General features: G+C 70.4%; 15 protein-coding genes. 8 read left to right on the top strand and 7 right to left on the bottom strand.

All coding sequences use genetic code 11. The features are described 5' to 3' along the window. The first annotated feature begins 3 nt into the window (after positions 1 to 3). From I5803_RS13500 to I5803_RS13490, 3 genes are read left to right on the top strand one after another with little or no spacing between them, the layout of a single operon-like run. Positions 4 to 579, top strand: a complete 576-nt coding sequence (locus I5803_RS13500; RefSeq protein ID WP_196986861.1) for an NADPH-dependent FMN reductase — start codon at positions 4 to 6, stop codon at positions 577 to 579. Positions 580 to 586: 7 nt separating this feature from the next. Next, a complete protein-coding gene (locus I5803_RS13495) occupies positions 587 to 1,309 on the top strand; it encodes an FkbM family methyltransferase (RefSeq protein WP_196986860.1) in 723 nt (240 codons plus the stop codon). A gap of 52 nt (positions 1,310 to 1,361) precedes the next feature. Further along, on the top strand, positions 1,362 to 2,120 hold the full coding sequence (locus I5803_RS13490; RefSeq protein WP_196986859.1) for a class II aldolase/adducin family protein: 759 nt from the start codon (positions 1,362 to 1,364) through the stop codon (positions 2,118 to 2,120). A 1-nt stretch (position 2,121) separates the two neighbouring features. On the opposite strand, the gene I5803_RS13485 is transcribed toward I5803_RS13490, so the two are convergent. Continuing rightward, complete coding sequence (locus I5803_RS13485; protein WP_196986858.1) at positions 2,122 to 2,970, bottom strand: transglutaminase-like domain-containing protein; 849 nt, start codon at positions 2,968 to 2,970, stop codon at positions 2,122 to 2,124. Between the two features lie 103 nt (positions 2,971 to 3,073). Beyond that, positions 3,074 to 4,339 carry an AsmA family protein gene (locus tag I5803_RS13480; protein WP_196986857.1) on the bottom strand — a complete coding sequence of 422 codons (1,266 nt, stop codon included), beginning with the start codon at positions 4,337 to 4,339 and terminating at the stop codon, positions 3,074 to 3,076. Between the two features lie 98 nt (positions 4,340 to 4,437). Between I5803_RS13480 and gstA the strand changes: the two genes are divergently transcribed. Together gstA and I5803_RS13470 are read left to right on the top strand one after the other, a co-directional pair. Then, positions 4,438 to 5,049: a glutathione transferase GstA gene (gstA, locus tag I5803_RS13475; protein ID WP_196986856.1), complete on the top strand. Its 612-nt coding sequence runs from the start codon at positions 4,438 to 4,440 to the stop codon at positions 5,047 to 5,049. Positions 5,050 to 5,053: 4 nt separating this feature from the next. After that, on the top strand, positions 5,054 to 6,157 hold the full coding sequence (locus tag I5803_RS13470; RefSeq protein ID WP_196986855.1) for an alkene reductase: 1,104 nt from the start codon (positions 5,054 to 5,056) through the stop codon (positions 6,155 to 6,157). On the opposite strand, the gene I5803_RS13465 is transcribed toward I5803_RS13470, so the two are convergent. The 3 genes from I5803_RS13465 to I5803_RS13455 form a co-directional block, all read right to left on the bottom strand. Next, a complete protein-coding gene (locus I5803_RS13465) occupies positions 6,139 to 7,557 on the bottom strand; it encodes a sensor histidine kinase (protein ID WP_196986854.1) in 1,419 nt (472 codons plus the stop codon). The two genes, I5803_RS13470 and I5803_RS13465, sit on opposite strands and share 19 nt — an antisense overlap. Further along, on the bottom strand, positions 7,554 to 8,243 hold the full coding sequence (locus tag I5803_RS13460) for a response regulator transcription factor (RefSeq protein ID WP_196986853.1): 690 nt from the start codon (positions 8,241 to 8,243) through the stop codon (positions 7,554 to 7,556). Before I5803_RS13460 ends, I5803_RS13465 begins: the two co-directional genes overlap by 4 nt. A gap of 484 nt (positions 8,244 to 8,727) precedes the next feature. Further along, positions 8,728 to 10,920 carry a heavy metal translocating P-type ATPase gene (locus I5803_RS13455; RefSeq protein WP_231402416.1) on the bottom strand — a complete coding sequence of 731 codons (2,193 nt, stop codon included), beginning with the start codon at positions 10,918 to 10,920 and terminating at the stop codon, positions 8,728 to 8,730. A 116-nt stretch (positions 10,921 to 11,036) separates the two neighbouring features. Here I5803_RS13455 and I5803_RS13450 point away from each other — a divergent pair, with 116 nt between their 5' ends. Both I5803_RS13450 and cueR read left to right on the top strand, forming a co-directional pair. Further along, the gene (locus tag I5803_RS13450; protein WP_196986852.1) at positions 11,037 to 11,237 is read left to right on the top strand and encodes a heavy-metal-associated domain-containing protein; all 201 of its coding nucleotides are present in this window, start codon (positions 11,037 to 11,039) and stop codon (positions 11,235 to 11,237) included. Continuing rightward, positions 11,234 to 11,653 (top strand): Cu(I)-responsive transcriptional regulator, encoded by a 420-nt coding sequence (gene cueR, locus I5803_RS13445; protein WP_196986851.1) that lies wholly within the window; start codon positions 11,234 to 11,236, stop codon positions 11,651 to 11,653. Before I5803_RS13450 ends, cueR begins: the two co-directional genes overlap by 4 nt. Positions 11,654 to 11,678: 25 nt before the next feature. On the opposite strand, the gene I5803_RS13440 is transcribed toward cueR, so the two are convergent. Beyond that, complete coding sequence (locus tag I5803_RS13440; RefSeq protein WP_196986850.1) at positions 11,679 to 12,026, bottom strand: hypothetical protein; 348 nt, start codon at positions 12,024 to 12,026, stop codon at positions 11,679 to 11,681. A 224-nt stretch (positions 12,027 to 12,250) separates the two neighbouring features. On the opposite strand from I5803_RS13440, the gene I5803_RS13435 reads away from it, so the two are divergent. After that, positions 12,251 to 12,745, top strand: a complete 495-nt coding sequence (locus tag I5803_RS13435) for a Spy/CpxP family protein refolding chaperone (RefSeq protein WP_196986849.1) — start codon at positions 12,251 to 12,253, stop codon at positions 12,743 to 12,745. Positions 12,746 to 12,841: 96 nt separating this feature from the next. Here the strand turns inward: I5803_RS13435 and I5803_RS13430 are convergent, their stop codons facing one another. Continuing rightward, the gene (locus tag I5803_RS13430; RefSeq protein WP_196986848.1) at positions 12,842 to 13,297 is read right to left on the bottom strand and encodes a hypothetical protein; all 456 of its coding nucleotides are present in this window, start codon (positions 13,295 to 13,297) and stop codon (positions 12,842 to 12,844) included. Positions 13,298 to 13,337 lie beyond the last annotated feature (40 nt).

The following is a 13,337-nucleotide window of genomic DNA, read 5'->3' as shown; positions in this document are numbered from 1 at the left end:
GCCATGAAACTCCTCGTCTTCGCGGGCAGCACCCGCCAGCACTCCTGGAACCGCAAGCTCGCGGCCGTCACCGCATCGATGGCCCGCGCGAGCGGCGCGCAGGTCACGCACATCGAACTCGCCGACTTCGACGTGCCGCTGTACAACGCCGACCTCGAAGCGCGCGGCACGCCGCCCGACGTGATGCGCCTGAAGCAGCTCGGCCACGAGCATCCCGCGTGGATCATCTGCACGCCCGAATACAACGCGAGCTATCCGGCCCTGCTCAAGAACACGCTGGACTGGATTTCCAGCCCGGTGACATCCGACCCGGTGTGGAACGACGACTTCCGCGCCACGCGGGGCAAGGTGGTCGGCGTGCTGAGTGCATCGCCCGGCGCGCTCGGCGGGCTGCGCTCGCAAAGCCACCTCGTCCCGCTGCTGCTCAACCTGCACTTCTGGGTCGCGCCGACGAATTACGCGCTGGGCCGCGCCGCGGACGCGTTCGACGCGCAGGGCCAACTCGTGGCCGATGCGTCGCGGCACAAGGTGCAGGCCGTGATCGACCAGGTCCTGTGGGCGGCGGATCGCCTCGCTTAGGACGCCGATGTGGAACCCTGCCTCCCGGCTGGTGCGGCTCCCGCTGAAACTCGTGCCGGACATGACGGTGCCCATTTTGTCCGGCCCGCTCGCCGGCAAGCGGTGGCGCTCCAGGTCGGGCACGCATGGCTGCTGGCTGGGGACGTACGAAGCCGACTTGCAGCGACAGCTCGCAGCCGTGCTGAATCCGCACGACGTGTTCTACGACGTCGGCGCCAACGTCGGCTTCTTTTCGCTGCTCGCTGCCAGCCGCGGCGCGCGCGTGATCGCGTTCGAACCGCTGGCCCGCAACGCGGACCTGTTTGATCGCAACCTCCAGCTGAACCGCATCGCCAGCGCGACGCTCGTGCGCTGCGCGGTCGGGCGGCACGAGGGCATGGCGCGCTTCAAGAGCGGCGCATCGGCATCCATGGGGCGGCTGAGCCGCGAGGGCGACGTGGAGGTCCCGGTCACGGCGCTGGATGCATTCCTCGCGGCGGGCCGCGCGCCCGCACCCACCGTGATCAAGATGGACATCGAAGGCGCGGAGTCGGAGGCACTCGCGGGCGCGCGAAGCCTGCTCCAGGCGCACCGGCCCCTGCTCTTCCTCTCCACGCATGGCTGGAAGCAGCACGAGGCGTGCCGGGCGGCCCTGCAGGACATGGGCTACCGGCTCGACCTGCGCAGGGACGGGGCGAGCGATGGCCAATACGAACTTACCGCCCGTCACCCGGGCGACAGCGCGGGCTGACCACGGCGCGAAAATCGGCATCACGCCGAATCCCGGACTACAGGAGCTCCCCATGGAAATCGCATCGCTTCGCCAGGTGGTCAGCGAACAGGAGTGGGCGCTGCGCGTGCAGCTCGCCGCGTGCTATCGCCTCGCCGCGCTCTACGGCTGGAGCGACCTCGTGTTCACGCACATCAGCGCGCGCATCCCGGGGCCGGAGCACCACTTCCTCATCAACCCCTACGGGCTGATGTTCGACGAGATCACGGCGTCGTCGCTCGTGAAGGTCGACCAGGCGTGCAACAAGGTGATCGACTCGCCCTTCCCGGTCAACCCGGCGGGCTTCACCATCCACAGCTGCATCCACCAGGCGCGCGAGGACGCCGCGTGCGTGCTGCATACGCACACGCGCGCGGGCATCGCCGTCAGCGCCCAGAAAAAAGGCGTGCTTCCGATCAGCCAGCAAAGCACCTTCGTGCTGGGTTCGCTGGCCTACCACGACTACGAAGGCGTGGCATTGCGCGACGAAGAGCGCCCGCGGCTGCAGGCGGCGCTCGGCGACAAGACCTTCCTCATGCTGCGCAACCACGGCCTGCTCGTGACGGGCCGGACGATTCCCGATGCGTTCCTGAACATGTACACCTTCGAGAACACCTGCCGCATCCAGGTGGACGCGCTCGCCGGCGGCGGCGAGCTCACCACGGTGAACCCGAAGATCCTCGATGGCATGGCGCAGGTCCTGAAGACCGTCACCGCGGGGCAGGGCGCGAACATCGCCTGGCCCGCGCTGATCCGCAAGCTCGACCGGCTCGCCCCCGGCTACCAGGACTGATTCAGACCGCGCCGACGGCGGCGAGCTCCACGATCTCCGGCCCGCTGTCGGGCGTGACGCGCGGCTCGTGCTCGGTCACCATGATCTCCTTGCGGGTCATGGTGACGGCGCCGTAGAAGGTGCTGAACGCGACGTCCTTCGCATCGCGACCGGTGCCGATGCGCACGAGGCGGTCCACCGGCGCCATGCCGGTCGCGTCGAACAGCACCCAGCGGCCGCCGATCCACGCCTCGAAGATCGCGTGGAAATCCTGCGGAGGCTCGTCGAACCACACGTAGCCCACGACGAGCCGCGCGGGGATGTTGAGGGCGCGGCACATCGTGATGCCCAGGTGCGCGAAGTCGCGGCACACGCCGACCCGGCGCACGAAGACGTCCTGCGCCGTGGTGGTCGAATCGGTGCTGCCCGGCTGGTAGCGGATCGAGTCGTGGATCCACTTCACGATCTTGCGCACGCGCCCGATGCCGGGCTCCTCCCGGCCGAAGATCTGTTGCGCGGCGCACGCCAGCACATCCGACTCGCAGTAGCGCGTGGGCATGAGGTAGTGGAAGACCGAATCGGGAATCTCGCTGACCGGCGATTCCGGCAGGTGCTCGTCCACCGGCTCCGAATAGACCTCGACGTCGGCCTTGTAGTCGACGAGCAGCACGCCGGGGGACGCATCGAAGCGGAAGAAGCGGTTGCCGCTGCCCTCGTCGGTGAAGCTGCGGACCTTCACGCCGGAGGACACCGCCAGGCGTTCGCTCAGGATCTTCTGCGTCGGGCAGTTCGCCGCTTCGAGGTTGAAGCAGAAATGTGCGGGCGCCTTGATTTCGTATTCGAGGACGGTTTCGACCGTGGAGACGTGCATGGGGGAGACCGGGTGAGAGCCAGGCACATGCCTGACGCTCCATGCTAGGGGGCGCGCGCGCCCGGGCGATCAGCAGCGGGCGGACTCAGGTGTAGGACGGGCGCTATTTGCCGAACAGGCCCTTCAGGCCGGCGCCGAGCTTGTCGCCGAGCGACGCACCCGCGCCCGTGCCCACGCCCGGCGCGAGGACGGTGCCGACGGCTGCGCCCAGCAGCGCGCCGCGCGACAGCGAGACGCTCGGGGAGTCGAGCGTGCCGCCCACTTCCAGCGGCACGCCGATAGCGCCGCCGACGGCCGCCGAGGCCAGGTCCACCGTCACGCGGCCCTTCAGCGCCTTGTCTGGGGACATCGTGACGTTGCCGTTGGCCGACAGCACGCCCGAGGTCGCCACGAGGTTCGTCACGTGCACCGTGCGTCCCTGCGTGGCCACGTTGCCGGCGAGCGTGTCCAGGTGCGTCTCGCCGCTGCGGTTCATGCCCACGGACTTCACCGCCTTCTCCAGGTCGATGCCGTGCACCACCGCCTTGTGCACGGTGAATTTCGTCTGCGTCTGCAGGGCGTCGGCCAGCGCACCCGCATCCTTGAATTCCGCGCGCAGCGTGGTGTGCGCCTCCAGGCGCCCGGTCAAGGTTCGGCTGGGCGCGGTGAGCGTGGAGATCTCGACGTTCGCGGTGTCCAGCTGGCCGTCGAGCAGCGCGGCGCCCTTGCCCGCCGTCGCCAGGCGCACCTTTCCGGCGATGGTGCCGCCCGCCACGTCGATCTTCACTGCCCAGTGGTCGCCGTCGCGGTCCACCGCGGCCCTGGCGCCCGCGAACTTGCCTTCGGTCACGGCAATGCGCGCGGACGCGGGCAGCCCGTCGTCGTCCAGGGTCGCCTGGGCATCGACGGTGTCGCGCCCACCCTTGGCCTGCACCCAGGTGACATGGTCGAGCACGGTGCGGCGGGGCAGGAAGCTCATCGATCCACGGCCCGCCTCGGGCTTCTTTCCTGCGTTCTTCTTCTGGAACGCCGCGCCGATCGCGGTGACGGCCAGCTCGGGCACGACGGCGTTGCGCACGATGAGCGTGGAAATCTCCAGCCGTCCGCGCAGCAACCCCGCCCACACGGGACGCGCCTCGATGCGCTCGAGGGTCAAAGGCGGTTTGCTCTGCACCTGCACCTGGTCCAGCGCGACCGCGGGCAGCGGCCACAGGGCCACGGAGATACCGCCGAGCTGCACGGGCACGCCGGCCGCGGCGGAGACCTGCTGCGCGATGCGCGCGCGAAAATCGTCGCTGCCCACCCAGCGCTGCAGTGCGAAGGCGACGCCGCCCAGCACGACGAGCACCACGGCCAGCGCGATCAGCGCCCATTTCACGAAGCGGTTCATGAATGCCATTGTGGCGCGTCGGCGGGACGCTGCGGGGCCTGCACGAATCGCGCGCTGCCGCTAGCATCGACGCATCCCCGCAACTCCTCCGCCATACCATGAAGCTCTACTATTCGCCCGGCGCCTGCTCGCTGTCGGCCCACATCAGCCTGCGCGAAGCCGGCCTCGCCTTCGAGCCGGTCCTCGCGAGCACCAAGACGCACAAGCTGGAAGACGGCACCGACTACTACACCATCAACCCCCTCGGCTACGTGCCGCTGCTCGAGCTCGACGACGGAACGCGCCTGCATGAAGTGCCCGTCATCCTCCAATACATCGCGGACCTCGTGCCCGTGAAGAACCTCGCGCCGGCGAACGGCACGCTGCCGCGATACCGCCTGCAGGAATGGCTGGCGTTCACCGGCACGGAAGTCCACAAGTCCTTCGGCCCCCTTTTCGTGGCCGCCATGCCGGAGGAGGGCAAGCAGCTCATGCGCGACAAGCTCGCCAAGCGCTTCAAGTGGGTCGACGCGCAGCTCGCGGGCAAGGACTACGTGATGGGCGAACACTTCTCGGTCGCGGACGCGTACCTGTTCGCCGTCACGCGCTGGGCCAAGCCGATGAACATCGACATGACGCCCTACCCGAACCTCGCGGCGCACCACGCGCGCGTCGCCGAGAGGCCCGCGGTCCAGGAAGCGTTGAAGGTCGAAGGCCTGCAGGGGAAATGACACGATGACCAGCCTCTTCGACGCCGTCAGCGTCGGCAGCCTGCGCCTGCCCAACCGCATCGTCATGGCGCCGCTCACGCGCAACCGCGCGCCGAACGCGGTGCCCACGCCCCTCATGGCCGAGTACTACGCGCAGCGCGCGAGCGCGGGCCTGCTCATCACCGAAGCCACCGCGATCAGCGCGCAGGGCCAGGGCTATGCGGACGTGCCCGGCCTGTACGGCACCGACCAGCTCGACGGCTGGAAACGCGTGACCGATGCGGTACACGAGCGCAAGGGTCGCATCGTCGTGCAGCTGTGGCACGTGGGCCGCGTGTCGCACACGGCGCTGCAACCCGACGGGCAGAAGCCCGTCGCGCCGTCCGCGATCACGGCCAGGACCAAGACCTACCTGATCCAGGACGGCGTGGGCTCGTTCGCGCCGACCTCCGAGCCGCGCGCGCTCGACGCCTCCGAACTGCCCGGCATCGTGCACGACTTTCGCCATGCGGCCCGCCATGCCGTCACGACCGCCGGCTTCGACGGCGTGGAGATCCACGGGGCCAACGGCTACCTGCTCGACCAGTTCATGAAGACGGGCTCCAACCATCGCCGCGACGATTACGGCGGCTCCATCGAGAACCGCGCGCGCCTGATGCTGGAAGTCGTGCGCGCCGTCGCGGGCGAAGTGGGCGGCGGCCGCACGGGCCTGCGCCTGTCGCCCGTCACGCCGGCCAACGACGTGAACGACGCGGACCCGCAGCCGCTCTTCGAGTACTTGATGCGCGAGCTCGCCCCGCTGCATCTGGCCTACATCCACATCATCGAAGGCGCCACCGGCGGGCCGCGCGTGATCGAGGAGCGGCCCTTCGACTACGCGAAGCTGCGCGAGACCTATCGCACCGCCGGCGGCAAGGGCGCGTGGATGGTGAACAACGGCTACGACAAGGCGCTCGCGGAGGCTTCGCTCGCGAAGGGCGCGGACCTCGTGGCCTTCGGCAGGCCCTACATCGCGAACCCCGACCTCGTGGAGCGCCTGCGCCGCAATGCGCCGCTGAACGAGCCGGACAAGGCCACCTTCTACGGCGGCGGCGCGCACGGCTACACGGACTATCCGGCGCTGGCCTGACCGGGGGGCGGCGGCGAGAAGCGCACCGCCGCGCTCAACCCGGCGCCCTGCGGCCCGGGCAGCAGGCTGAAGGTCGCGCCCATCAGCTGCGCGTAGCGCTGCACGATGGCCAGGCCCAGGCCGGCGCCCGCGCCGAGCTTTTGCCCGCTCGCGCCCTGCGACCACCGGCGCAGCAGCTGGTCCGCTTCGTCGGGGCTCATCCCCGGCCCGTTGTCGGTGACGCACAACACGGTGTCCGCGCCGTCGCGCGCGACCGAGACGGTCACCCGCGGCTGCGCCGAGCGGCCATAGCGAAACGCGTTGTCCAGCAGGTTGCCCAGGATGCCTTCGATCAGCGCGGCGTCGGCGTGCACGTGCGCGGGCTCGTCGAGGCCTTCGGCGCCCAGGTCGATGCCGGCTGCGTCGGCCTGCGCGAGGTAGCGCAGCAGCACACGCCGTACGACGTCGTGCAGCGGCACGTCTTCCATCGAAAGCGCCGCGCTCGCTTCGTCCGCCCGCGCGAGCGCGAGCAGCTGGTCGACCAGGTGGCTCGCGCGCTGCTCGCCCTGGGCGATGCCCTGCAGCTGCTCGCGCCACACCGCGGGCGACTCCTGCTTGAGCGCGTAGGACGCCTGCGCGCGGATGCCGGCCAGGGGCGTGCGCAATTCGTGCGCGACGTTGCCCGCGAATTCGCGCTGCGCCTCGATGCTGCGCGCAAGGCGCTCCAGCAGCGAATTGAGCGCGACCCCGAGGCGCTCGACGTCGCGCGTGGTGGCGCCCGCGGTCACGCTGCGCGGCACCGGCGCGAGGTCGCTCGCGCTGCGCGCATCCACCGTCTGCTGCAGTTGCGCGAGCGGCTGCAGGTCGCGGTGGATCACGCGGCGCAGGAAGAGCACCAGCGTCATCAGCAGCAGCACCTGCGGCACCGCCGAGAACACGAGCATGCGATGCAGCAGCTGCGTGCGGCTCGCGGAGGTCTGCGCCATCACGATGGTGAACGGGCCGGGGTCGGTGCGGCGCAGGCTCACCCCGCGCAGCTCGCGTCCACGCAGGTCGAAGTCGGCGTATTGCCAGGGCACGCCCTCGGGCAGCGGCGGCGGTCGCAGGTCGGCCTGCCCGGCGATCAGCCGGCCATCGGCGGCGAATACGGCGTAGTAGACGGACTCGGTCTGGTCGAACAGCAGGGTGCGCATCTCCGCGGGCGAGAGCGCGAGTTCCAGCGCGCCTTGCGCGCGCCGCACGTGCGCGGCGACCGCGTGCGCGTCATCCAGCAACGCGCGATCGAAGGCTTCCCCGGCGAAGTAGTTGGCGACGGCCAGGGCGATGCCCGACCCGAGCGCCCAGGTGACCACCAGCGGCACGACCACGCGCCGCATGAGGCGGCTGCGCAGCGACGGCTTGCCGCCGGGCGCCAGGATCATCCATTTTCCTCGATGACATACCCGAGGCCGCGCAGCGTGCGGATGCCGACACTGCTGTCCGCGAGCTTCTTGCGCAGGCGCGAGACGAAGGCTTCGAGCGCGTTGTCGCCCAGGGCCGCGTCGGCCTGCGAGAGCTTGTCCGAGAGCACCTTCTTGCTCACCACGTGGCCGGGGGGCGTCATGAGTTCCCACAGCACCTCGAACTCGCGCGCGGGCAGGTCCCAGGGCTGGCCGCCGAGGAAGAAGCGGCGGGCCTTGCGGTCCAGCGTGAGCTGCCCGAGCTCCACGCGGTCTTCGGTGCCCTGGGTGCGGCGCACGAGGGCGCGCAGTCGTGCCTCGACTTCGGCGAGGTCGAAGGGTTTTCCGAGGTAATCGTCCGCGCCGGCGTCCAGGCCGGCGATGCGCTCCTCGGTGCGGTCGCGGGCGGTGAGCACCAGCACCGGGGTGCGGTCGCCGCGCGCCCGGGCGTCCCGCAGCAGCACGAGGCCGTTGCCCAGGCCGCTGCGCGGGTTGGACGAGAGGGGCAGGTTCAGGTCGAGCAACACGGCATCGAAGGGCTGGACGCGCCACCAGTGCGCGGCCTCCTCCATCGAGCCGGCCTGGTCGACCCGGTGCCCCGCATCGGCAAGGCTGCGCAGCATCACGTCCCGCAGGACGGCGTCATCTTCCACGAGCAGGATTCGCATCGGCGAAGCATACGCCGCGATTTCTTTGGCGAAGCTTAAATTGCTGGTTGCGCGGGGTTCGTTGCGCGCGCTGGTCGCGCCAGGCGGTAGCCGACAGGCACTCATGCTGTGGCGGTTTCTGCTTCGCAAAAACACCGCTGGGTTTCGCTCCTGCGCCCATGGCCTGCCACGACCCGAGGGGTGGCGTGCCCGCATGCTTTGAACCCCCGAATGCCACTCTCCGGGTCGCGTCAGGCGGTACCCGGTGGGGGCGACTTCTGTGGCGCCTGGGATTTGCGGGCTGGGGGCGGGCGCGCTTGCGCGCTTCGTGAACTGACTGGCCGCAAGTGTTTGAGCGAGAGCGCAGCGAAGCGAGTTTTTGCGGCCCGCCCCCAGCCCGCAAATCCCAGGGGAGTTTTGCGAAGCAAAACCGCCACAGCATGAGCCTCCACCGGGTACCGCCTGACGCGACCCAGCGCGTCTCCATCACACCCCACCGACTCGCCTAAGAACTCCCCGCCCGCCACCGCCGCAGCAGGAGTGCATTCGTCATCACGCTCACGCTGGACAGCGCCATGGCCGCGCCCGCCAGCACCGGGTTCAGGTAGCCGAGCGCGGCCAGGGGGATGCCGGCGACGTTGTATGCGAAGGCCCAGAAGAGGTTCTGGCGGATCTTGCCCACGGTGCGGCGCGAGATGTCCAGCGCGGCGCCGACCAGGCCCACGTCGCCCCGCATCAGGGTGATGCCCGCCGCGTGCATCGCGACGTCGGTGCCCGTGCCCATCGCCAGGCCCACATCGGCGGCGGCGAGCGCGGGCGCATCGTTGACGCCGTCCCCGACCATCGCGACCACGTGTCCATCGGCGCGCAGTTGCGCGACGCGCGCGGCCTTGTCGCCAGGCAGCACTTCGGCCATCACCTCGTCGTCGCGCAGCCCGAGGCGATGCGCCATGGCGAGCGCGGCGGGCCGGTTGTCGCCGGAGATCATCGCGAGGCGCAGGCCCCGCGCCCGCAACCCCGCCAGCGCCTGCGCGGCCTCCGGCTTGGGTTCATCCGCGAAGGCCATGAGCGCCTCCAGGGCCAGGCCTTCGGCACGCTGCACGAGCAACGCGGACAGGGTGGAGCCGGCGCCGCGCCAGGCCTGCGCCTGCGCTTCCAGCGGGCCCGGCGGCACGCCGAGTTCTTCCATCCAGCGCAGGCTGGCGATCAGCACATGCCTGCCCGCGACGTCGCCTTGCGTCCCGCGGCCGGCCACCGCGCTCACGTCCGTGGCGGGCGTCATCGGCACGCCGCGCTCCTGCGCGAGCGCCACCACCGCGCGGGCCAGCGGGTGCTCGCTGCCGCCCTGCAGGCTCGCGGCGGCGGACAGCGCCTGCGCCTCGTCGACGCCGGGCGCGGCGGCGAATCCCACGAGGCGCGGGCGCCCGACGGTCAAGGTGCCCGTCTTGTCGAAAGCGACGGTGTCCACGCGATGCGCGAGCTCGAGCGCCTGGGCGTCCTTGATGAGGATGCCGTGGCGCGCGGCGACGCCCGTGCCGGCCATGATCGCGGCGGGTGTGGCGAGGCCCAGCGCGCAGGGGCAGGCGATCACCAGCACCGCGACGGCGCGGATCAGCGCCGTTTCCAGCGGCGCGCCCATCGCGAGCCAGCCCGCCAGCGTCGCGAGCGCAATGGCGATCACGACCGGCACGAAGACCGCAGACACCTGGTCCACCAGCCGCTGGATCGGCGCCTTCGCCGCCTGCGCGTCCTCCACCAGGCGGATGATGTGCGCGAGCACGGTTTCGGCGCCGACCGCCGTCACCTGCAGCACGACCCGGCCGTCGCCGTTGATCGTGCCGCCCGTGAGCTTCGCGCCCACGCCGCGCGATTGCGGCAGCGGCTCCCCGGTGAGCATGGATTCGTCGACCTGCGTCCGGCCCTCCAGCACCAGGCCGTCCGCCGGGATGCGTTCGCCTGGGCGCACCGCCAACCGGTCGCCGGCCAGCACTTCGGAGGCGGGCAGGTCGCTCTCGCTGCCGTCGGCGGCGATCACATGCGCCTTCTCGGGGCGCAGCGCGTGCAGCGCACGAATCGCGGCGGTGGTCTGGCGCTTCGCCCGCGTCTCCAGCCACTTGCCCAGCAGCACGAGCGTGATGACGACGGCGGACGCCTCGAAGTACAGGTGCTCGCCCGCGCCCGCCAGCCACAGCCAGACGGACAGGGCCCAGCCGGCCGTGGTGCCGAGCGCGACCAGCAGGTCCATGTTGCCCGTGCCCGCCTTGAGCGCATGCCAGCCCGCGCGATAGAAACGCGCGCCGAGCACGAACTGCACCGGCGTCGCCAGCGCGAACTGCAGCCACGCCGGCAGCATCATCCAGTGCAGGCCCAGGAGCTCGCCGCCCATGGGAACGACGAGCGGCAGCGACAGCAGCAGGCCCGTCCCCACCGGCAGGAAGCCCGCCCAGGGCGACGCCGGCGCTTCGTCCAGCGCGTCCTGTTCGCGCGGCTCGTAGCCGGCGTCGCGCACGGCCCGGCGCAGGCGTGCTTCGCTCGCATCGCCGGCGTAGACGACGCGCGCGGTTTCGGTCGCCAGGTTGACGCTCGCGTCCTGCACGCCGGGCACCTTCCTGAGCGCGCGTTCCACGCGCGTGACGCAGGAAGCGCAGGTCATCCCGCCGATGCCGAGGTCCAGGGTGGAGGCAGTTGAAGTGTCCATGTGCGAAGCATGCGCCTTCCCATGATGTCAAGGTCAACGGCAGGGTTGACGGCTTGACCTTCCCATGGTGTCAAGGATCAGACTATCCTTGTTTCAACGCAACCCGGAGAACCGACATGAACCAGACATTCGACGTGCAAGGCATGAGCTGCGGCCATTGCGAGCGTGCCGTCACCCAGGCCGTCAAGGCGCTCGACGCCGCGGCCAGGGTGCGGGTCGACCTCGCGACGGGCAAGGTGCAGGTGGAGACGGACCAGCCGCGCGAGGCCGTCGCCCGCGCCATCGCGCAGGAGGGCTACCAGGTGGCGGCGGCATGAGCACGACCGCCTGGCCGGTCAACATCGGCACGGCGTCCCAGATGTCGGGCGTGTCGGCCAAGATGGTCCGGCACTACGAATCCCTCGGGCTGCTGCCGGAGGTGGGCCGGACCGAAGCCGGTTATCGGCAGTACACGGAAGCCGAAGTGCACACCTTGCGCTTCATCCGCCGCGCGCGCGACCTGGGCTTTTCCATGCACGACATCGGGGAGCTCGCGAGCCTCTGGCACAACCGCCGCCGCGCGAGCAGCAGCGTGCGCAAGGTGGCGCAGCGCCACGCCGACGAGTTGACGCAGCGCATCGAGGCCATGCAGGCGATGCAGCGAACGCTGCAGCACCTGATCCATTGCTGCCATGGGGACGACCGGCCGGATTGCCCGATCCTCGACGACCTGTCGGGGCTGCACACGGGCTGAGCTGCCCCGGGCCGCCGGCGCCGGCTCACTTCGGCGTGATGCTGCCCACGCCGCGGCGCTGCAGGTTCACCTCCGCGTCCTGCCGGTCCTGGTCGAGATCCGTTTTCGTCCTGTCGCGCAGCGTCGCGCGCAGCAGGCCGCTGCGCCGGTCGGGCGACTTTTCCGCCGCCTGCTCGAAATCGCGGTCACGCTGGGCGCGGACGGGCGCCTTGTCGAGGACGATGGCGCCCACGCTGCCGCGGTCGTTGGCGGGCAGCGGCTCGGCATCGGACATCACCGGCGGCGTGGCCTGCTGGGCGAATGCGCCGACGGCTGCGAACGCGGCGGCCGCCACCGCGAGGCGCAGGGTGGGGACGGTCGTGGGGTACTTCATGGCGGGCTCCTTGCCGAATGTGCTGCCCGCATGGTCGGCGAACGGGGGAAGCGCGGCTGTGGCCCGGGAGGCGGATTTCCGGTAGGTGGTCTCCCACATTGGCGGCTCACCTTTACACAGCCGTGACGCAGGGTCCATGGCGGGGTTACATGGCCGAGCCACACTGGCTCCCAACCTGCAAGCCATACCGGCCTGCCGGCCCTCACAGGAAGGAAGCCACCGATATGAAATACGCCCCCAAGCACCTCATCGCCGCCAGCCTGATGGCGCTCGGCTTCGCTGCCGCCGCACAAACGCCCGCCGCCCCGGCGCCCCAGGGCGGGCCCGGCCAGATGCAAGGCGAACACCGCGGGATGCGCGAGCACCACGGCCGCTTCGATCCGGCGAAGATGCAGGAACGCATGGCGCGCCGCCAGGCTGCGCTGAAGCAGAAGCTGCAGATCACCCCCGCGCAGGAGAGCGCCTGGACCGCCTTCACCACGGCGATGAAGCCGCCGGCGAACATGCAGCGCCCGAACCGCGAGGAGTTCCAGAAGCTCACGACGCCCGAGCGCATCGACCGCATGCGCGCGATGCGCAGCGCCCGCATGGCGGAGATGGACAAGCGCGCCGACGCCACCAAGGCGTTCTATGCGACCCTGTCGCCGGAACAGAAAAAGGTCTTCGATGCGGAGACCGCGCGCGGCCGTCGCCACGGCGAGCGCCACCACAAGGGTTGAGTCCGCGGGGCTCGCGCCCCTTTGTCGCCGCCCAAGGCAAAGCCTGCACCCCTTTCGGGGCGCAGGCTTTTTTTATGCCCGGCCCGGCGGACGCGGTCAGCGCGTCGTCGTGGTCGCCATCAGCTCCGTGTCGGTCTTCACGCCGGCACTGCGCATGGCGCGCAGGTTGTCCTGGTAGGTCTGGCGGCTGGCCAGCAGCTGGCCGCGCACTTCGTCACGGGTCTTGGCCGCGACCTGCTTGTTGGCGTTGGGCTTGCCCTGGACCATCGTGCTGGCTTCGCCGGCCTTGCCCGGCACGCGCGTCGTGGCCGATGCGGAGTCGCGGCCCTGAGCGTCCTGGCGGATCGAATCCTTGGACATCGCGGGCGCTTCGCTCGCGGTTTCATTGGTGGTCTTGGCGTTCGGCGCGCCCATGGTCTGCGTGCTCGCCTCGCCGGCCTTCGGGGGCAGGTCGGAGTTGCCCGCGGCGCTGGTGCTCTGGGCGTGCGCGCCCGCGGCCAGCAGGCCGGCCATCAGGACGGAGAGATAAACGGGGGTCTTGTTGCTTGTCATGTGGATTCCTTTGCTTTGCTTGGAGTGAAATCACCTTAGG

It is taken from the genome of Caenimonas aquaedulcis, assembly GCF_015831345.1.
In the GTDB taxonomy this organism is placed as follows: Bacteria; Pseudomonadota; Gammaproteobacteria; order Burkholderiales; family Burkholderiaceae_C; genus Ramlibacter; species Ramlibacter aquaedulcis.
This window is presented reverse-complemented; position numbering and strand designations above follow the sequence as displayed.

Excerpts from the sequence above, each read along its gene's own strand:
- I5803_RS13500 (WP_196986861.1), top strand. The coding sequence starts at position 4 with ATGAAACTCCTCGTCTTCGCGGGCAGCACCCGCCAGCACTCCTGGAAC.
- I5803_RS13495 (WP_196986860.1), top strand. The coding sequence starts at position 587 with ATGTGGAACCCTGCCTCCCGGCTGGTGCGGCTCCCGCTGAAACTCGTG.
- I5803_RS13490 (WP_196986859.1), top strand. The coding sequence starts at position 1,362 with ATGGAAATCGCATCGCTTCGCCAGGTGGTCAGCGAACAGGAGTGGGCG.
- I5803_RS13485 (WP_196986858.1), bottom strand. The coding sequence starts at position 2,970 with ATGCACGTCTCCACGGTCGAAACCGTCCTCGAATACGAAATCAAGGCG.
- I5803_RS13480 (WP_196986857.1), bottom strand. The coding sequence starts at position 4,339 with ATGAACCGCTTCGTGAAATGGGCGCTGATCGCGCTGGCCGTGGTGCTC.
- gstA (WP_196986856.1), top strand. The coding sequence starts at position 4,438 with ATGAAGCTCTACTATTCGCCCGGCGCCTGCTCGCTGTCGGCCCACATC.
- I5803_RS13470 (WP_196986855.1), top strand. The coding sequence starts at position 5,054 with ATGACCAGCCTCTTCGACGCCGTCAGCGTCGGCAGCCTGCGCCTGCCC.
- I5803_RS13465 (WP_196986854.1), bottom strand. The coding sequence starts at position 7,557 with ATGATCCTGGCGCCCGGCGGCAAGCCGTCGCTGCGCAGCCGCCTCATG.
- I5803_RS13460 (WP_196986853.1), bottom strand. The coding sequence starts at position 8,243 with ATGCGAATCCTGCTCGTGGAAGATGACGCCGTCCTGCGGGACGTGATG.
- I5803_RS13455 (WP_231402416.1), bottom strand. The coding sequence starts at position 10,920 with ATGGACACTTCAACTGCCTCCACCCTGGACCTCGGCATCGGCGGGATG.
- I5803_RS13450 (WP_196986852.1), top strand. The coding sequence starts at position 11,037 with ATGAACCAGACATTCGACGTGCAAGGCATGAGCTGCGGCCATTGCGAG.
- cueR (WP_196986851.1), top strand. The coding sequence starts at position 11,234 with ATGAGCACGACCGCCTGGCCGGTCAACATCGGCACGGCGTCCCAGATG.
- I5803_RS13440 (WP_196986850.1), bottom strand. The coding sequence starts at position 12,026 with ATGAAGTACCCCACGACCGTCCCCACCCTGCGCCTCGCGGTGGCGGCC.
- I5803_RS13435 (WP_196986849.1), top strand. The coding sequence starts at position 12,251 with ATGAAATACGCCCCCAAGCACCTCATCGCCGCCAGCCTGATGGCGCTC.
- I5803_RS13430 (WP_196986848.1), bottom strand. The coding sequence starts at position 13,297 with ATGACAAGCAACAAGACCCCCGTTTATCTCTCCGTCCTGATGGCCGGC.